Below are 17,598 nucleotides of genomic sequence, written 5' to 3'. Positions count from 1 at the left end.
CCCCGGCAGAGGCGCGTGCGTTGGCGTCACTGCGGCGCGATATGAGACCAAACCCGAGTCGGAGCAAGAGAATTTTTCGCCTTTCGCGGAATTTTTTCCATGCGGGGCCGGTGTGGTGGACCCGCGGGGGAGGCACCGCTAATTGTAGAGGGCGCCGCGTCGGCATCTATTAGGAGTATCCGTCCGCCATATGGCCGGCGGCCACGAAAAACCCCGCGCGCCGGTCCGGCGCGCGGGGCAAGCTCAGGATCGTCGGATCAGTTCAGCGCCGCATCCGTGATCGCGTGGGTCCAGGCCCCTTCGGGCTGCCTGGTGATCACCGGGTCCGATCCGCCCGCCAGCAGCGTCGCAACGGTGCGTTCGTAATCGGCCGGATCCAGCGCCCCGTTGGAGCCCGCGGTCAGCTTCGCGACCTCGCCCATCATACGCTTCTGATGGCTTTCGGTCTGCGCCCCTGTCGCGTCGTTGTCGAGCACGATCTCGGCGGCTTCCTCGGGGTTCTCCTCGGCGTATTTCCAGCCGCGCATAGAGGCCCGCACGAAGCGCACCATCTTGTCCTCGAAGGCCGGATCGGAGAGGTTCTCTTCCAGCACGTAGAGCCCGTCTTCCAGCGTCGCGACGCCCTGGTCCTCGTACTTGAAGGTGACCAGTTCGTCCGGGTCCACGCCCGCATCGATCACCTGCCAGTATTCGTTATAGGTCATGGTGGAGATACAGTCCGCCTGCCGTTGCAGGAGCGGGTCGACATTGAAGCCCTGCTTGAGCACCTCGACCCCGGTTTCGGACTTGCCCTCGGTGGAGATGCCGAGCTGGCTCATCCAGGACATGAACGGAAACTCGTTGCCGAAGAACCACACGCCCAGGGTCCGGTTGGACAGGTCGGCGGGCGTCTCGATCCCGGCATCCTTCCAGCAGGTCAGCATCATGCCCGACGATTTGAACGGCTGGGCGATATTGACCAGCGGCAGGCCCTTTTCCCGGGCGGCCAGCGCGGCGGGCATCCATTCGACGGTGACATCCGCCCCGCCCCCGGCGAGCACTTGTGTCGGCGCGATGTCCGGCCCGCCCGGCAGGATCGTCACGTCGAGGTTCTCCTCCTCGTAGAACCCCTTGTCGAGCGCCACGTAATAGCCTGCGAACTGGGCCTGGGTGACCCATTTCAGTTGCAGCTTCACCTCGTCCGCGGCTTGCGCGGCGCCTGCCCCCACAAGGGCGGCGATCCCCAATCCGATCATCGTCGATTTCATACTGGTAACTCCCGTTGTGATTCGTGGTTTCCCGTCCCGCTATGCTGCGGGCTCTGGGGATATTCTGACCATGGGGACAAGAAAGGCCAGCAGAGCCGCATGCGATCCGATGAAAATTCGATAATCGCGCCTGGGGTGGGCATGGATTGACCGCAACGGGCGTGACTTCTGCATCTGTCGAGCGCGCGCCTCCTGCCCGGCCCCGGACAGGCGCGCACAGGCTGCGGGTCTCCCCGGCTGCGCGTCTGTGTCGGGGGCCTTCGGCGTTGCGCTTCAGCGCCCGCGCACGGACGGGTGCCAGAAGGTCACGCGCCGTTCGATGAGGGCCACCGCCCCGTAAAAGGCGGACCCGGCCAGGGCGGCTACGGTGATCTGGGCCCAGACCATGTCGAGCGCCAATTGTCCCACGGAGGTCGAGATCCGGAACCCCATGCCCCGGATCGGGGAGCCGAAGAACTCCGCCACGATGGCGCCGATCAGCGCAAGCGTCGTGGCGATCTTCAAGCCGTTGAAGATGAACGGCATGGCCGCAGGCAGGCGCAGATAGAGCAGGCTTTGCCAGTTGGTCGCGGCATAGGTCTCCATCAGGTCGCGCTGCATCCGGTCGGCGCTGCGCAGCCCCTCGACCGTGTTCACCAGGATCGGGAAGAACACCATCACCACGACCACTGCCGCCTTGGATTCCCAATCGAAGCCGAACCACATCACCAGGATGGGTGCGGTGCCGATGATCGGCAGCGCCGCCATGAAATTCCCCACCGGCAGCAGCCCCCGGCGCAGGAAATCGTAGCGGTCCACCAGGATGGCGACCGCAAAGGCCGCGAGCGCGCCCATCGCATACCCCGACAGCGCCCCCTTCACGAAGGTCTGCACGAAATCCTCCCACAGGATCGGCAGGCTGTTCGCGATGCGCACCCCGATCACCGAGGGCGGCGGCAGGATGACACCGGGCACCGCATAGAGCCGCACGGTCACCTCCCACAGCACCAGGATCGTGACCCCGAAGATCACCGGCACCAGCGTCCTTGCCGTCGGGCTGGCCGATTGCGACAGGCGGATGTTCAGTGCCCAGGCCGCGGCCCAGATGGCAAGGATCACCCCCAGTCGCCAGTCCAGCATCGCCGCGATCAGCGGAACCGCGACAAAGGGCCAGAGACCGGCCTTCGGCGACAGAAGCGCCGTCATCGCGACAGCCCCATCCGCTTGAGTGTGATGCGCTGGACCAAGCCGATGATCCCGACCAGAACCGCCGCGAGAATCGCCGCCCCGAAGAGCGCCGACCAGATCTGGATGGTCTGGCCGTAATAGCTCCCCGCCAGCAGCCGTGCGCCCAGACCCGCCACCGCCCCCGTGGGCAGCTCGCCCACGATGGCCCCCACCAGGCTCGCGGCCGCGGCGATCTTCAGCGAGGTGAAGAAATAGGGCATCGAGGCCGGCAGCCGCAGCAGCCAGAAGCCCTGTGACGGGCTGGCATTATAGGTCCGCAGCAGGTCCAGCTGCATCGCATCGGGGCTGCGCAGCCCCTTGACCATGCCGACGACCACCGGGAAGAAACTGAGATAGGCCGAGATCATCGCCTTGGGCAGCAGCCCCTGCACCCCGACGGAATTCAGAACCACGATGATCATGGGCGCGATGGCGAGGATCGGGATGGTCTGGGAGGCGATGGCCCAGGGCATGACGCTCATGTCCATCGCCCGGTTGTAGAGGATCCCCACCGCCAGCAGCACGCCCGCCGCCGAGCCGATGGCAAAGCCTAGCAGCGTGGCGCTGAGCGTGATCCAGGCGTGATAGATCAGGCTGCGTTTCGAGGTGATGCGCTTCTCGACCGTGGTTTCCCACAGCTCGACCGCGACCTGGTGTGGCGCGGGCAGCCGGGGCCGCTCCTGCGCCCAGGTGGCCGGGATGGCAAACCCGTTCTGCGCCACGAGGGCAAAGCTGCTCATGTCCCGCCGCTCTGCCGCGCCGGGGGGCGTGACCTCGGCCCCGGCACGCTCGGCCTCCACCAGCACGCCCTTGATGTTCATCGGCACCGCCGCGACATACCAGAGCGCCACGAGAGCCGCGACCACCGTCAGGATCGGCAGGATCAGGCGCATTTCTGGTTGCTCCTACTCATCCAGATGCCCCGCCCGAAGGCCCTCGCGGACGCGGTGGGCAATCTCGATGAATTCCGGCGTGTCGCGGATGTCGAGCGGGCGGTCGAGGGGGAGCGGGCTGTCGATCACATCCGTGATCCGGCCCGGGCGCGGGGACATCACCACGATCTTGGTGCTGAGATAGACCGCCTCGGGGATCGAATGGGTGACGAAGCCGATGGTCTTCTCGGTGCGCTTCCACAGGGCGAGCAACTGCTCGTTGAGGTGGTCGCGCACGATCTCGTCCAGCGCCCCGAAGGGTTCGTCCATCAGCAGGATATCGGCATCGAAGGACAGCGCCCGCGCGATGGACGCGCGTTGCTGCATGCCCCCCGACAGCTGCCAGGGGTATTTCTTGGCAAAGCCCGACAACTCCACCAGCTCCAGCACGCGGGCGACGCGCGCTTCTTGCTCGGCCTTGGAATAGCCCATGATCTGCAGCGGCAGGGAGATATTCTTTGCGATGGTGCGCCACGGATAAAGCCCCGCCGCCTGGAAGACGTAGCCATAGGCGCGGGCTTGCCGGGCCTCGTCCGGTGTCATGCCATTGACCGTCAGCGTGCCGCCCGTGGGATGCTCCAGCCCTGCGACCGCGCGCAGGAAGGTCGTCTTGCCGCAGCCCGAGGGGCCGATGAAGCTGACGAACTCGCCCTTCCGGATCTCGAGGTTCACCCCAGAGAGCGCGTGCACCGGCCCGTCATTGGTCTGGAACACCAGGTCCAGGTCCTGCGCTGAGATCACGGTCGCAGGCGCATCCGTCGCGCGCGTCGGCTCGGGCGCCGCGGCCGGTGCCTCGGCGTCGGCCGGGGGCGCCGCGGCCTCCGGTGCGAGGTAGCGCCAGTTGCCCTTGCGGCTGGCCAGGTCCGCCTCCCCCGCAAGGGGCTGCGACGGGGTGACCTTCGGCGCGCGTGCGGGCGCGGGTTTCGGTGGCTCTGGGCTGTGGTCGAACCCGTCGATTTCTTCGCGACTGAGCATCGGCGCCGATTACACTCCGCTCGCGGGGATGCCGGTCCGCTCCACCTTGCGCGGGGCGGTCAGCTCCTTCCAGGTGCTGAGCGCCTTGGACACCGGGGTGACCGGCGGGCGTTCGACGAACTTGCCGTGGCCCTCCTGGGTCCGAATCTCGCCATCCATCACCGCCACATGGCCCCGGGTCAGCGTGTAGCGCGGCAGGCCCTTCACATGCTTGCCCTCGAAGACGTTGTAATCAATGGCGGATTGCTGGCTGTCTGCAGAGATGGTCTTCTCCTTCTCCGGGTCCCAGACCACGATATCGGCATCCGCGCCGACAAGGATCGCCCCCTTGGTCGGATAGCAGTTGAGGATCTTGGCGATGTTGGTCGATGTGACGGCCACGAACTCGTTCGGGGTCAGCCGCCCGGTATTCACCCCGTGGGTCCAAAGCATCGGCATCCGATCCTCAAGCCCGCCGGTGCCATTGGGAATCTGGGTGAAATCGCCCACGCCCGTGCGTTTCTGCGCGGTGGTGAAGGCGCAGTGATCCGTCGCCACCACCGACAGCGAGCCGGAGGCCAGACCGTTCCACAAGGAGTCCTGGTGCTGCTTGTTGCGGAAGGGGGGCGACATCACCCGGCGGGCCGCATGGTCCCAGTCGGGATGGGCATATTCGCTCTCGTCCAGGGTCAGGTGCTGGATCAGCGGTTCGCCATAGACCCGCTTGCCCTGCATCCGCGCCCGCCGGATCGCCTCATGGGCCTCTTCGCAGGAGGTGTGCACGATATAGACCGGCACGCCTGCCATATCGGCAATCATGATGGCCCGGTTGGTCGCCTCGCCCTCCACCGCCGGGGGGCGGGAATAGGCGTGCGCTTCGGGCCCGGTATTGCCCTCGGCGAGGAATTTCTGTTGCAGATCCGCGACCACATCGCCGTTCTCCGCATGCACCAGCGGCAGCGCCCCCAACTCGGCGCAGCGCCGGAACGAGGCGAACATCTCGTCATCGTTCACCATCAGGGCGCCCTTGTAGGCCATGAAATGCTTGAACGTGTTGATGCCGCGCTTCGTGACCGCCTCCATCTCAGAGAAGACCTGCTCCCCCCACCAGGTGATCGCCATGTGGAACGAGTAGTCGCAATTGGCCCGGGTCGACTTGTTGTCCCACATCTGGATCGCATCGAGCAGCCCCTGCCCCGGGCTGGGAAGGGCGAAATCCACGACCATCGTGGTGCCCCCCGAGAGCGCCGCGCGCGTGCCACTCTCGAAATCGTCCGTCGAATACGTGCCCATGAAGGGCATCTCCAGATGGGTATGCGGGTCGATCCCGCCGGGCATCACATAGCAGCCCGTGGCGTCGAGCTCGGTCTCCCCGGACAAGCCCTTGCCGATCTCGGTGATCTTCCCGCCCTCGACGCGCACATCCGCGGTATAGGTCAGGTCGGCTGTGACCACGGTTCCGTTCTTGATGACTGTCGACATGATGGTCTCCCCGTCTTGTTCTGGTTTTGGCCCTTCTTTGGGTGGGCTAGTCCTTGTAATCCGGTGCCTCGCGGTCGAGCAGGCGCTTCATTTCCGCGAAATGGGCGAACTCGGCCTGCTTGTAGGTCTGCCATTCGGCGGCGGTGTCCTCGGCCAGCGCGTCGGGCATGATGGCGAGCGGCTGGCCCGTGGAATAGGCCAGAACCATGGTCCGTGCGGCGCGTTCCAGGTGATACATCGCGTCCCAGGCTTCGGCCACGGTGGCGCCGAAGGTGGTCACGCCGTGGTTCTGCATCATCACCGCGGGCTTGTCCCCGACCGAGGCCGCGATGCGCGCGCCTTCGGCCTCTTCTGTGGCGATGCCGCCGAAGGACAGATCATAGGCCAGACGCTTGTACCAGCGCGCGGTGACCTGGTCGATCGGGTGGATGGTGGGGTCCTTCAACGCCGCCAGGGCCGTGGCATGGGGCGGATGCAGGTGCAGCGCGACCCGGGCTTGGGGCAATTCCCGGTGCAGGGCCGAGTGGATCGACCAGGCCGAGGGGTCCGGCGCATCCGGGCGGTCCATGGTGGTCGGATCATCCGCATCGCACAGCACCAGGTCCGAGGCGCGCACCCGGCTCCAATGCATCCAGCGCGGGTTGACCACGAACCGCCGCCCATCGGCCGACACAGCGGCCGAAAAGTGGTTCGCCACCCCCTCGTGCCAGCCTTCGCGGCAGGATAGGCGCAGCGCCGCCGCGAGGTCGATGCGGATCTGGGTCTCTTCGATCCGGGACTGTGTGTTCATCTTCCGCTCCAGGCTCTCAAGGGTCGCAAATCAGCTGCTGGTTCTCATCCATCAGCGGCGCACCGGTTTGCGGCTCCGTCGCCTCGATGGCGATCCCGTAACAGCCGTTGCCATCCCGGATCAGCAGCGAGGGCGGCACGCCTTCGGGCAAGGCCGCCAGGGCCCGCGGCGAGATATCCTCCAAAAGCGGCACGCCCGCCTCGTCGGTCAGCGGCTCACACCCCGCCAAAACCAAACCCACCACCAGAAATCTCTTCATCACGGCCTGCTCTTCTTCATCTGTGTCAAAATACTCCGGGGGGGCGCGCATCGCGCATGGGGGCAACGCCCCCTGCCCGGTCCGATCCCTAGCGCACGATTTCCGCGGTTTCCACAACGGCGTGAAACAGCACATTCGCACCAGCCGCCGCCCATTCCGGGCTGATCTCCTCGGCCTCGTTATGGCTCAGCCCGTCGACGCAAGGGCACATCACCATCGCCGTGGGATAGAGGTCGTTGATCCAGCAGGCGTCATGCCCTGCGCCCGACACGATATCCATGTGCGAATACCCCAACCGCTCCGCCGCGCTGCGCACGGCCCCCACGCAATCTTCGTCGAAGGCGGGCGGGTCGAACTGGCCCACGATCTCGGACGAGAATTCCACCCCGATCTCTTCACAGAGCTTCGGCGCCCTTTCCATGAACTCCGCGACCATCGCGTTCAGCTTGTCCAGCAGATGCGTGCGCATGTCCACGGTGAAGACCACCTTGCCGGGGATGATGTTGCGCGAGTTCGGATAGACGTCGATATGCCCAATGGCACCTACGGCGTTGGGCTGGTTCTTCATGGCAATCTCGTGGACAAGTTCAGTAATCCGTGCGAGCCCGCGCCCGGCATTCTTGCGCATATGCATCGGGGTCGAGCCCGTGTGGCTTTCCTTGCCCGTCACGGTGCACTCGATCCAGCGCAGGCCCTGGCCATGGGTGACGACCCCGATCTCCTTGCCTTCGGCTTCCAGGATCGGGCCCTGCTCGATATGCAGCTCGAAAAACGCGTGCATCTTGCGGTCCCCCACGGGCTCGTCGCCCAGATAGCCGATGCGCTTGAGCTCGTCGCCGAACCGCTTGCCCTCCGCATCGACGCGCGCATAGGCCCAATCCTGGCTATGCTTGCCCGCGAAGACGCCAGAGGCCAGCATGGCCGGCGCGAACCGGGTGCCCTCCTCGTTGGTCCAGTTGGTCACGACGATGGGATGCTTCGTCTTGATCCCGAGATCGTTCAGGGTGCGGATGATCTCCAACCCGCCGAGCACGCCGAGCACACCGTCATACTTGCCCCCCGTGGGCTGGGTGTCGAGGTGCGAGCCGACATAGACCGGCAGGGCATCCGGGTCGGTGCCCTCGCGCCGGGCGAACATGTTGCCCATGGTGTCGAGCCCCATGGTGCAGCCCGCCTCTTCGCACCAGCGCCGGAAGAGCGCGCGCCCCTCGGCATCGGCATCGGTCAGGGTCTGGCGATTGTTGCCGCCCGCCACGCCCGGCCCGATCCGCGCCATCTCCATCAGGCTGTCCCACAGACGGTCGCCATTGATCTTCAGGTTTTCTCCCGGCGCATTCGGGGCGGTAACGGTGTCGGCTGGCATCAAGGTCTCCTTGGTAGTTTCGGCTGGCCTGTGATCAATCGAGCGCGGCGAGCACCTCGCCCAGCGTCTCGACGATCCGGTCGATCTGCGCTGTCTCGATGATCAGCGGGGGCGAGAGCGCGATGATGTCCCCGGTGGTGCGGATCAACACGCCCTTGTCATAGGCATCTAGGAAAGCCTGGAAGGCGCGCTTGGTCGGGTGCCCGGAAATCGGCTCCAGCTCGATCGCGCCGATCAGGCCGAGATTGCGGATGTCGATTACATGGCGCGCGCCCTTGAGAGAATGCAGCGCCTCCTGCCAATAGGGCTCCAGGTCCAGCGCGCGGGCGAAAAGATCGTCCTCGCGATAGGTTTCCAGCGTGGCGAGACCGGCGGCGGAGGCAATCGGATTGCCTGAATAGGTGTAACCGTGGAAAAGCTCGATCAGGTTCTCGGGCCCTTGCATGAAAGCGTCATGGATATGGCTGCCGCAGAGCACCGCGCCCATGGGAATGACCCCGTTGGTCAGCCCCTTGGCGCAGGTAATCATGTCCGGCGTGACGCCGAAGCGCTGCGCACCGAACGCCGCACCGACCCGGCCGAAACCGGTGATCACCTCGTCGAATATCAGAACGATTCCATGATCTTGCGTGATCTTCCTCAACCTCTGCAGGTACCCCTTGGGCGGCAGCAGAACCCCCGTCGAACCCGCCATCGGCTCCACGATCACGGCGGCGATGGTCTCGGCCCCATGCAGCGCAATGATCCGTTCGAGGTCATCGGCCAGGTGCGCCCCATGCTCCGGCATCCCCCTGGACCACTGGTTCTCCGGGATATGGGTGTGCGGCAGGTGATCCACCCCGGTCAGCAAGGTGCCGAAATGCTTGCGATTGTTGACGATGCCGCCGACAGAAATGCCGCCGAAATTGACGCCGTGATACCCACGCTCGCGCCCGATCAGGCGCGTGCGCCCCGCCTCACCCCGCGCGCGATGATAAGCAAGGGCAATTTTCAAAGCCGATTCAACCGCCTCGGATCCGGAATTCGTGTAAAAAACATGGTCCATTCCGTCAGGCGCGATCTCGACAAGGCGATTGGCCAGCTCAAACGCCCTGGGGTGCCCCATCTGGAAGGCCGGTGCATAGTCAAGCTCCGCCGCCTGGGCCTGGATCGCCTCGACGATCCTGGGCCGCTTGTGGCCCGCATTGCAGCACCACAGCCCCGCCGTGCCGTCGAGCACCTGTCGCCCTTCGGCGGTCGTGTAATACATGCCGTCGGCGGCGACGAACATCCGGGGATTTGACTTGAACTGCCGATTGGCGGTGAACGGCATCCAGAATGCACTCAGGTCATTCGGACGGGACTTCGCATCCAGTGCCATGGTCGTTTCCCTCTCTGCGGCAGCCGTTTTTTATCAAACGGTCAAGTGACGGTACCAAAGTGCAGGTCTGCGTCAAGCACAGCCACGCGCAACACTCGGCTCCTGCCGAGAAATCAGCCCGCTGCGCGCGTTGTGCTTGTGATTCATGCACAAGTGACGTGTAGTGAGTGTATCGCAAGTTCCCGATTTCCGAAGTGCAATTTGCAAAAGGCATGCACCATGGCCCGTTCCAGTACCAGCGCCCGTCCAGCCCCGCAGACTCGTATTCAGAAGGCCAAGCGCGAAGCAATTTTCGATGCTGCGCTCGACGTCTTCTCGCAGCACGGGTTCCGCGGCGCGACGCTGGACATGATCGCGGCGGGCGCCGGCCTGTCCAAACCGAACGTGCTTTACTATTTCGAGGGCAAGGAGGCGATTTACACCCAGGTTCTTGCCCAGATCCTGGAAACCTGGCTGGACCCGATGTTGAACATGGACCCGGCCGGGGAGCCACTGGAGGAAATACGGGGATATGTGCGCCGCAAACTTGAGATGGCACGTGAATATCCACGCGAAAGTCGTTTGTTTGCAACGGAAATCCTGCAAGGTGCGCCACAGATAAAGTCCCTTCTGAGCGGCGCGTTGCGCGATCTGGTGGAGAAGAACGGTCAAGTGATCGCGGGCTGGGCCGCCGAGGGCAAGATCGCCGATGTGCACCCCAAGCACCTGATCTTCATGATCTGGGCGACCACGCAGCATTACGCCGATTTCCGCACCCAGATCGACCTCGTTCTGGGCACGGGCGAAGACCCATTCCCGGACGCCCAGCACTTTCTCGACCACATGTTCACACGGATGCTGAACCCCGACACCTGAACAGGTCCGCATTAAGATGCGGGTAAGACTTTCATGTTATGTTCCGAACGGTGGGTGGCATAACAACGAGGTGTGTCATGAAGATCGAAGGGCACAGACCATATTTCGATACCGGCCCCGGGGTTGCGCCCATGGGTCCACAGCAGTCTCCGCCGCCGTCCTCTCAACGTGTGCCAGATACCGTGGCGAAAGTTGCAAAGACCAGCGGCGCGCCGCCCTCCCACGCCAGACAGGCGGGCGAGGCCGCGCCGATCACGGAAGCCAAGCAGAAGGCAGATCGGGAGGCCAAGGCCACCGCCGACCAAGGCGAGGCGACGGCGAAAGAGGCTTCTCCGGGTGATCCGACCTACAAGGAACCGACCCTGCCCCGATTGAATGCCGAGGCACTGGCGACGGCGCTGATGAACTCGGAACCGGACAAGGCCGTGGTCCCAAGGGTCCTGCCCCAGGGCATGGTGGAGGGCGAATAGCCCTCCTCCCGCATCACTCGGCGGCTTGCGACGCCGGATTGTTCGGATGCGTGGTCCAGTTCGCGTAGTCCTTCTCGACCACCTTGCCGGTGCGCGGATCGACCTCGCCCGGCTGCATTTCGACCATGGTGATGCAGTCCTCCACCGGGCAGACATTCACACACAGGTTGCAGGCCACGCATTCCGCATCGATCACCTCGAAGACACGGTCCGCACTCATGGAAATCGCCTGGTGCGAGGTATCCTCGCAGGCGGCATAGCAGCGCCCGCACTTGATGCAGCTGTCCTGGTCGATCCGGGCCTTGGTGACGTAGTTCAGGTTCAGATACTGCCAGTCGGTGACGTTCGGGGTCGCCCGTCCGATCAGGTCGTCCAGGGTCATGTCCTTCTCGTCGAGATACTGGGACAGGCCCGAGATCATCTCCTGCACCACCTTGAACCCATAGGTCATCGCAGCGGTGCAGACCTGCACGTTGCCTGCCCCGAGGGCCAGGAATTCCGCCGCATCTCGCCAGGTCGTTACCCCGCCGATCCCCGAGATCGGCATCCCGGCGGTTTCCGCATCCCGCGCGATCTCGGCCACCATGTTAAGCGCGATCGGCTTGACCGCGGGCCCGCAATAGCCCCCGTGGGAACCCTTGCCATCGATGCTCGGCTCGGGGCTGAAACTGTCGAGGTTGACCGAGGTGATCGAGCTGATCGTGTTGATCAGGCTGACCGCGTCCGCGCCGCCCGCATGGGCCGCCCGCGCCGGGTAGCGGATATCGGTGATGTTCGGGGTCAGCTTCACGATGACCGGCATGCGCGTGTGCTGCTTGCACCAGCGCGCGACCATTTCGATGTATTCGGGCACCTGGCCCACGGCCGATCCCATGCCCCGCTCGCTCATCCCGTGGGGGCAGCCGAAGTTCAGCTCCACCGCGTCGGCGCCGGTCTCTTCGACCAGGGGCAGGATCTTCTTCCAGGGATCCTCCTCGCAAGGCACCATGAGCGACACGACCATGGCCCGGTCCGGATAGTCGCGCTTGACCTGCTTGATCTCGCGCAGGTTCACCTCCAGCGGCCGGTCGGTGATCAGCTCGATATTGTTCAGGCCCAGAAGCCGCCGGTCCGCGCCCCAGACCGCGCCATAACGGGGGCCGTTCACGTTGACCACATGGGGGTCGAAGCCGAGGGTTTTCCACACCACCCCGCCCCACCCGGCCTCGAAGGCGCGGCGCACGTTGTACTCCTTGTCCGTCGGCGGCGCGGAGGCCAGCCAGAACGGGTTGGGGGATTTCACACCGACGAAGTCCGAACGCAGATCTGCCATGTTCTTGCTCCTTTCCGGGGAACCCCCCTAGACGCCCATCAGGCTTGCATGAATGTCTTCGGCCGCATCACGTCCCTCGGCCACGGCGGTCACGGTCAGGTCCTCGCCGCCCAGGGCGCAGTCGCCCCCGGCCCACACACCCGGCAGGCTGGTCCGCCCCGCGCCGGTCACGGCGATCTTGCCCCGCTCCAGCGCGAGGCCATCCGGTGTCCCGGTCAAGGTCTGGCCAATGGCGGTGAGCACTTGATCGGCCGGCAGGGTCCGCGTCTCGCCGGTGGTGCGCAGCCCGTCCGGCGTGGTCTCGGTATAGGCGAATTCCACGGCCTCGCACGCCACGTTGCCGACAATGCGCTGGGGTTGCGCGTTGTAGAGAATGCGGACCCCCTTGGCGGTGGCGAGCTTCTGCTCGAACTCGCTCGCACTCATGGCGGCCTTGTCGCGGCGATAGGCAATGGTCACGTCCTCGGCCCCCAGAAGCCGCGATTGCACCGCCGCATCGACCGCAGTCATGCCGCCTCCGATAACGACGACGCGGCGGCCCACGGGGACCTCGCTCTTATCCTTGGCTTGGCGCAGGTTGGAAATGAAATCAACGGCATCCATGACGTTTTTCATCTCAGAACCCGCGACACCGAGTGCATTCACGCCCGCCAGCCCGATGGACAGGAAAACCGCGTCGTAATCTTCCGACAACTCGCCGAGCGTCAGGTCGCGCCCCAGCGCCTTTCCGGACTGCAGGGTGATACCGCCGATCTTCATCAACCAGTCGACCTCTGCCTGGGCAAAGTCGTCGACGGTCTTGTAAGTGGCAATACCGTACTCGTTCAGGCCGCCCGGCTTGGGTTTCGCATCGAACAGATCGACGCCGTGCCCCTTCATGGCCAGCCTGTGCGCGCAGGCCAGGCCCGCAGGCCCCGCGCCCACCACGGCGATCTTCTTGCCCGTCTCCGGCGCGCGCGCATAGGGGTGCACCCCGGCGGCCATCACCGTGTCGGTGGCGTAGCGTTGCAGGCGTCCGATCTCCACCGGCTTGCCCTCGGCCACTTCGCGCACGCAGGCTTGCTCGCACAGGGTCTCTGTCGGGCAGACCCGGGCGCACATGCCCCCGAGAATGTTCTGATCGAAGATCGTTTTGGCCGCCGCCTCCGGCGTGCCGGTCGCGATCTGCCGAATGAAAAGCGGGATATCGATGGTCGTCGGGCAGGCCGTGATGCAGGGCGCGTCGTGACAGAAATAGCACCTGTCGGCCGCGACCAGGGCCTCATGGGCGTCATAAGGCGCATGCAGGTCCGAAAAATTGGTCTCAAGCTCTGTCTCGGATAACCTTCCCGGGACCACTCCTGGCGTATGCTGGGAGGTAGACATTGCAGTCTCCATCTCGATGTTCCGTCCCATGAAACGCTACACAGGACCGTAATTTTATCAACTGGTAAATTTTGCACGGACCCAATTTGGCCCCTTTCGCGGAATTCTGCCACAAATCCGTGCACATTCCACAGGTTTTCAGCGTCCTTTGCGCAAGGCTCAGCCCTGAAACAGCTTTCCCGGGTTCAGGATATTGTCCGGGTCCATGGCGGATTTCAGCGCGGCCATCACATCGACCGTGTCCGCACCCAGCTCGCGGGCGAGGTATTTCACCTTGCCCTGCCCGATGCCGTGCTCGCCCGTGCAGGTTCCGTCGAGCGATATCGCCAGATCGTTCAGCCACCCGATATAGCTTTCGGCCCGCGCTCGCCCGCCGGGATCCTCCGGATCGATCAGCAGCGCGACATGGAAGTTCCCGTCACCCACATGGCCCAGGGTCGGCGCGATGATCCCGTCCGCCTCGGCCCGTTCGGCGGCGGCACTGACGGCTTCGGCCAGACGCGAGACCGGCACGCAGACATCGGTCACGAAGGCATCGAAGCCCGGGCGCAGGGCGCGCATGGCCCAATAGGCGTCGTGCCGGGCCTGCCACATCTTCGCGCGCGCCTCGGCATCGGATGTCCAATCGAAGGCCAGCGCTCCATGATCCGCCGCAATCTCGCCGAAGGTTTCGGATTGCTCGGCCACGCCCGCCTCGGAGCCGTGAAACTCCAGCAACAAGAGCGGCGCTTCGGGCAGGGACAGCTTGGAATAGGCGTTGATGCTGCGCACCGACAGCGCGTCAAGAAACTCGATCCGGGCCACGGGTACACCGTACTGGATGGTCGCGATCACCGCGGCACAGGCCGCCTCCACCGATGCAAAGCTGCAGGTCGCCCCCGCCACCGCCTCGGGAATACCGCTGAGCTTCAGGGTCAGTTCGGTGATCACGCCCAGCGTGCCTTCGGAGCCCACCAGCAACCGCGTCAGGTCGTATCCGGCGGAGGTCTTGCGCGCTCGCTTCGCCGTGCGGATCACCCGGCCATCGGCGGTCACCGCCTCCAGCGCCAGCACCACGTCGCGCATGGTGCCGTAGCGTACCGCATTGGTGCCCGAGGCCCGGGTCGCGGCCATCCCGCCCAGCGACGCATCCGCCCCCGGATCGACCGGGAAGAACAGGCCCGTCGCGCGCAGCTCTTCGTTCAGCGCCTTGCGGCTGATACCCGGCTGGACCACGCAATCCATGTCCTCGGGGTGAATGGCGAGCACCTGGTTCATCTCGGCGAAATCCAGCGACAGCCCCCCGAGCGGCGCATTCACATGCCCCTCCAGCGAGGTGCCGGTGCCGAACGGGACCAGCGGCATCCCGTAGGCGGTGCAGATCCGCAGCACCTCCTGCACCTCGGCCGTCTCACGCGGGAGAAACACCGCATCGGGCGGCTGGTTCGGCAGCCATGTGGTGGTGTGGCCGTGCTGTTCGCGCAGGGCGGCCCCGGTCTGCAGCCGCGCCCCGAATTTCTGGCGCAGCACGTCGAGTGCCGTGGCAATCCCGGCCGCGTTGCGCCGCAGCGGTGTCTGATCGGTCATGGCCGCCTCCCCTTTGCGGCCAGAATGCCGTCAACATCGGACCCTGGCAATGGCGCACGCTTTGGCCTTGCGACGGGCGGCGCGCGGGGACACTCTCGCACCCAGAATGACAGACCAGACCACCGCTGAGTTGCAAGAGGCCAAGGCCCGCGTGCGCGCGCTGAATGCCGCGCTCGACGGGGCCATGGCCGCCGACAAGGCCGCAGCGCTGGCCGATCACGTCGCGCCGGACTGGCACTGGCGCGGGATGCACCCGTTTCACGAGCAAACCGGGCCCGACGCGGTGGCCCGCGCGTTCTGGACCCCCCTGGCCGAGAGTTTCACCAGCCTGCACCGCCGCGAAGACGTGTTTTTCGCGGGCCAGAGCACGCTGGGGGCCACGCCGCAGGTGTGGGTTTGCGCCATGGGGCACCTGACCGGGCTTTTCGACCGCGATTTCCTCGATATTCCGGCCACGGGCAAGCTCACCTGGCTGCGCCATGCCGAGTTTCACCGGGTCTCGGACGGGCGCATCGTCGAGACCGCACTCTTCGTGGACCTTTTGGCCCTGATGCACCAGGCGGGGGTCTATCCGCTGCCCCCCGCCACAGGCGCGATGGCGATCTATCCCGGCCCGCGCACCCATGACGGGCTACTGACCGGCCCCCATGATCCGGCCGAGGGGGCCGCGACACTGGCGCTGGTCGAGCGGATGGTGGCGGACCTGTCTGCGCTGAACCGATCCGGCAACGACCGCGCCGGGATCGAGATGCTGCGCGCGTCCTGGCATGACGACATGACCTGGTACGGCCCCTTCGGCATCGGGGCCACCCACACCTTGCCGCGATACCAGGACCAACACACATTCCCCTTCCGGCTGAGCCTGGGGGGCAAGACCTTCAACGGCCATGTCGCACGGCTGGCCGAGGGAAACTATGGCGCGTTCTTCGGCTGGCCGAACCTCACCAATACCTCCAGGGGCGGGTTTCTGGGCCTGCCCGGGTCCGGCACACCTGCCGACATGCGGGTGGTCGATATCTATCGCCGCGCGGGCGACAAGCTGGCGGAGAACTGGGTGTTCATCGACCTGCTGCATTACCTGAAGATGCAGGGCCTCGACGTGCTGGAACGGAACCGGCAGCTGCGCCGGATCTCACACCCCTGAGGGCGCACGGGCGATCAGGGCGCCGCCCAGGACCTCGATCGCGACAAGGGCGCCAACATCCGGCACGGGGCCCGCAATCCGGACGCTGACGGTCGGGCCTTCGGCCAGGCGCACCGCCCCGATGGCCCGCGTGGCGTCCGGATCATCGCCGAAGGCCGACTCGTCACCCAGGGGGATAGTCCGTTGCAGGGTGCCGATCCCGCTGGCCGCGCGCCATTGCAACTGGGTTTTGCCACAAGCCCCGCAGCGACCGGTGGCCGGCGACCAGCTTTGTCCGCAATCAAGGCAGGTCTGGATCATGAAACGGCCCGCGGCGAGGCCATCATGAAAGGGGCGGTCCGGGTGGGACAGGAAGTCAAAGCTCATAGCATCTCCGCGGCCGCGTCACGGCGCTGGTTCGGATCGCTCCCTGCAGCCCGGCGGGGCCGGGCATCTTCCCACCCGCAATGCTAGCGCCGATCGGCTGCGTTCGCGAAGCGCCTTTCGCTCGGGTGCAACAAGTTAACGCAGGCGCTCAGCTGAGCGCGAGTGTATGTCCGCCATCGACCACCACGGTCGCGCCCGTCACAAAGCCCGCCCCCGGCCCCAGCAGCATCAGCACCGCCGCATCGAGATCCCCGGGCTGGCCCAGACGGCGCTGGGGCACGCCGCGCAGCATCCTCTGCCCCGCCTCGCTGGCGAAGAACTCGGTGTTGATCGGCGTCTCGATATAGCCCGGCGCCAGCGCATTCACGCGCACCCCGTCGCGCGCCAGCTCCAGCGCCATGGCGCGCGTCAACTGGATCAGCCCGGCCTTGGACGCCGCATAAGGCCCCACGGTCTTGAGCACCCCGATGCCCAGGATCGACGCCACGTTCAGGATCGTGCCCTGCCGCGCGATCAGCCCCGGCGCGAAGGCCCGCGAGACACGCCAGGCCCCCTTGAGGTTCGTGTCCAGCACACGGTCCCAATCCGCCTCGGTGGTGTCGATCACCATGTCCTGACCCGAAACCCCGGAATTGTTGATCAGAATATCGAGCGGTCCCATGGTGGTGACTGCCGCGGCCACCGACGCCGCATCGGTCACATCCAGCGCCGCGGTCTGCGCCACGATCCCGTCGGCGCGCAACGTCTCGGCAACGGCCTCCAGCCGGTCCGCCCGGCGCGCGGCCAGGATCACTTCCGCCCCCGCCTGGCCCAGGGTGCGCGCCAGATGCGCGCCGATCCCGCTGGACGCGCCGGTGATCAGCGCGCGCTTGCCCTCGAGCCCGAAGAGGCGCTTGAACAGGGCGGCTTGCACGACCTCCTGCATGC

17 protein-coding genes are annotated in these 17,598 nt (G+C 65.6%); 3 read left to right on the top strand and 14 right to left on the bottom strand.

Translation table 11 applies throughout. The features are described 5' to 3' along the window. Positions 1-257: 257 nt before the first annotated feature. The 9 genes from PVW48_RS05645 to PVW48_RS05605 form a co-directional block, all read right to left on the bottom strand. On the bottom strand, positions 258-1,247 hold the full coding sequence (locus PVW48_RS05645; protein WP_012178046.1) for an ABC transporter substrate-binding protein: 990 nt from the start codon (positions 1,245-1,247) through the stop codon (positions 258-260). Between the two features lie 273 nt (positions 1,248-1,520). Continuing rightward, on the bottom strand, positions 1,521-2,366 hold the full coding sequence (locus tag PVW48_RS05640; protein ID WP_274580658.1) for an ABC transporter permease: 846 nt from the start codon (positions 2,364-2,366) through the stop codon (positions 1,521-1,523). Between the two features lie 62 nt (positions 2,367-2,428). Next, on the bottom strand, positions 2,429-3,346 hold the full coding sequence (locus tag PVW48_RS05635) for an ABC transporter permease (RefSeq protein WP_274580633.1): 918 nt from the start codon (positions 3,344-3,346) through the stop codon (positions 2,429-2,431). Positions 3,347-3,358: 12 nt separating this feature from the next. Further along, entirely contained in the window at positions 3,359-4,126 is a 768-nt protein-coding gene (locus PVW48_RS05630) for an ABC transporter ATP-binding protein (protein ID WP_274580657.1), read from the bottom strand. A gap of 243 nt (positions 4,127-4,369) precedes the next feature. Beyond that, a complete protein-coding gene (hydA, locus tag PVW48_RS05625) occupies positions 4,370-5,821 on the bottom strand; it encodes a dihydropyrimidinase (RefSeq protein WP_274580632.1) in 1,452 nt (483 codons plus the stop codon). A gap of 46 nt (positions 5,822-5,867) precedes the next feature. Next, positions 5,868-6,611, bottom strand: a complete 744-nt coding sequence (locus tag PVW48_RS05620; protein WP_012178041.1) for a class II aldolase/adducin family protein — start codon at positions 6,609-6,611, stop codon at positions 5,868-5,870. Positions 6,612-6,627: 16 nt separating this feature from the next. Further along, positions 6,628-6,870, bottom strand: coding sequence for a hypothetical protein (locus tag PVW48_RS05615; RefSeq protein WP_157865277.1), 243 nt, complete (start codon positions 6,868-6,870; stop codon positions 6,628-6,630). Between the two features lie 88 nt (positions 6,871-6,958). Continuing rightward, a complete protein-coding gene (locus PVW48_RS05610; protein ID WP_274580631.1) occupies positions 6,959-8,233 on the bottom strand; it encodes a Zn-dependent hydrolase in 1,275 nt (424 codons plus the stop codon). A 34-nt stretch (positions 8,234-8,267) separates the two neighbouring features. Next, a complete protein-coding gene (locus tag PVW48_RS05605) occupies positions 8,268-9,593 on the bottom strand; it encodes an aspartate aminotransferase family protein (RefSeq protein WP_274580630.1) in 1,326 nt (441 codons plus the stop codon). A 219-nt stretch (positions 9,594-9,812) separates the two neighbouring features. Here PVW48_RS05605 and PVW48_RS05600 point away from each other — a divergent pair, with 219 nt between their 5' ends. Together PVW48_RS05600 and PVW48_RS05595 are read left to right on the top strand one after the other, a co-directional pair. Next, complete coding sequence (locus PVW48_RS05600; RefSeq protein ID WP_012178037.1) at positions 9,813-10,448, top strand: TetR family transcriptional regulator C-terminal domain-containing protein; 636 nt, start codon at positions 9,813-9,815, stop codon at positions 10,446-10,448. A gap of 182 nt (positions 10,449-10,630) precedes the next feature. Then, positions 10,631-10,918: a hypothetical protein gene (locus PVW48_RS05595; protein ID WP_044027668.1), complete on the top strand. Its 288-nt coding sequence runs from the start codon at positions 10,631-10,633 to the stop codon at positions 10,916-10,918. Positions 10,919-10,931: 13 nt separating this feature from the next. Here the strand turns inward: PVW48_RS05595 and preA are convergent, their stop codons facing one another. The 3 genes from preA to PVW48_RS05580 form a co-directional block, all read right to left on the bottom strand. Next, a complete protein-coding gene (gene preA, locus PVW48_RS05590) occupies positions 10,932-12,230 on the bottom strand; it encodes an NAD-dependent dihydropyrimidine dehydrogenase subunit PreA (protein ID WP_012178035.1) in 1,299 nt (432 codons plus the stop codon). 27 nt (positions 12,231-12,257) lie between these two features. Beyond that, positions 12,258-13,595, bottom strand: a complete 1,338-nt coding sequence (locus PVW48_RS05585) for an NAD(P)-dependent oxidoreductase (RefSeq protein WP_274580629.1) — start codon at positions 13,593-13,595, stop codon at positions 12,258-12,260. Positions 13,596-13,754: 159 nt separating this feature from the next. Beyond that, complete coding sequence (locus PVW48_RS05580; protein WP_274580628.1) at positions 13,755-15,161, bottom strand: FAD-binding oxidoreductase; 1,407 nt, start codon at positions 15,159-15,161, stop codon at positions 13,755-13,757. A 106-nt stretch (positions 15,162-15,267) separates the two neighbouring features. Between PVW48_RS05580 and PVW48_RS05575 the strand changes: the two genes are divergently transcribed. Beyond that, positions 15,268-16,305: a nuclear transport factor 2 family protein gene (locus tag PVW48_RS05575; protein WP_274580627.1), complete on the top strand. Its 1,038-nt coding sequence runs from the start codon at positions 15,268-15,270 to the stop codon at positions 16,303-16,305. Here PVW48_RS05575 and PVW48_RS05570 read toward each other — a convergent pair. Then, positions 16,294-16,671 carry a Zn-ribbon domain-containing OB-fold protein gene (locus tag PVW48_RS05570; protein WP_274580626.1) on the bottom strand — a complete coding sequence of 126 codons (378 nt, stop codon included), beginning with the start codon at positions 16,669-16,671 and terminating at the stop codon, positions 16,294-16,296. The two genes, PVW48_RS05575 and PVW48_RS05570, sit on opposite strands and share 12 nt — an antisense overlap. Before the next feature lie 148 nt (positions 16,672-16,819). Next, positions 16,820-17,596, bottom strand: coding sequence for an SDR family NAD(P)-dependent oxidoreductase (locus PVW48_RS05565; protein WP_274580625.1), 777 nt, complete (start codon positions 17,594-17,596; stop codon positions 16,820-16,822). Positions 17,597-17,598 lie beyond the last annotated feature (2 nt).

Source organism: Dinoroseobacter sp. PD6, from assembly GCF_028807315.1.
In the GTDB taxonomy this organism is placed as follows: domain Bacteria; phylum Pseudomonadota; class Alphaproteobacteria; order Rhodobacterales; family Rhodobacteraceae; genus Dinoroseobacter; species Dinoroseobacter shibae.
This window is presented reverse-complemented; position numbering and strand designations above follow the sequence as displayed.

Coding starts and splice junctions, on each gene's coding strand:
- PVW48_RS05570 (WP_274580626.1), bottom strand. CDS start 16,671: ATGAGCTTTGACTTCCTGTCCCACCCGGACCGCCCCTTTCATGATGGC.
- hydA (WP_274580632.1), bottom strand. CDS start 5,821: ATGTCGACAGTCATCAAGAACGGAACCGTGGTCACAGCCGACCTGACC.
- PVW48_RS05640 (WP_274580658.1), bottom strand. CDS start 2,366: ATGCTGGACTGGCGACTGGGGGTGATCCTTGCCATCTGGGCCGCGGCC.
- PVW48_RS05580 (WP_274580628.1), bottom strand. CDS start 15,161: ATGACCGATCAGACACCGCTGCGGCGCAACGCGGCCGGGATTGCCACG.
- PVW48_RS05635 (WP_274580633.1), bottom strand. CDS start 3,346: ATGCGCCTGATCCTGCCGATCCTGACGGTGGTCGCGGCTCTCGTGGCG.
- PVW48_RS05605 (WP_274580630.1), bottom strand. CDS start 9,593: ATGGCACTGGATGCGAAGTCCCGTCCGAATGACCTGAGTGCATTCTGG.
- PVW48_RS05585 (WP_274580629.1), bottom strand. CDS start 13,595: ATGTCTACCTCCCAGCATACGCCAGGAGTGGTCCCGGGAAGGTTATCC.
- PVW48_RS05600 (WP_012178037.1), top strand. CDS start 9,813: ATGGCCCGTTCCAGTACCAGCGCCCGTCCAGCCCCGCAGACTCGTATT.
- PVW48_RS05620 (WP_012178041.1), bottom strand. CDS start 6,611: ATGAACACACAGTCCCGGATCGAAGAGACCCAGATCCGCATCGACCTC.
- PVW48_RS05610 (WP_274580631.1), bottom strand. CDS start 8,233: ATGCCAGCCGACACCGTTACCGCCCCGAATGCGCCGGGAGAAAACCTG.
- PVW48_RS05575 (WP_274580627.1), top strand. CDS start 15,268: ATGACAGACCAGACCACCGCTGAGTTGCAAGAGGCCAAGGCCCGCGTG.
- PVW48_RS05645 (WP_012178046.1), bottom strand. CDS start 1,247: ATGAAATCGACGATGATCGGATTGGGGATCGCCGCCCTTGTGGGGGCA.
- PVW48_RS05565 (WP_274580625.1), bottom strand. CDS start 17,596: ATGCAGGAGGTCGTGCAAGCCGCCCTGTTCAAGCGCCTCTTCGGGCTC.
- PVW48_RS05615 (WP_157865277.1), bottom strand. CDS start 6,870: ATGAAGAGATTTCTGGTGGTGGGTTTGGTTTTGGCGGGGTGTGAGCCG.
- preA (WP_012178035.1), bottom strand. CDS start 12,230: ATGGCAGATCTGCGTTCGGACTTCGTCGGTGTGAAATCCCCCAACCCG.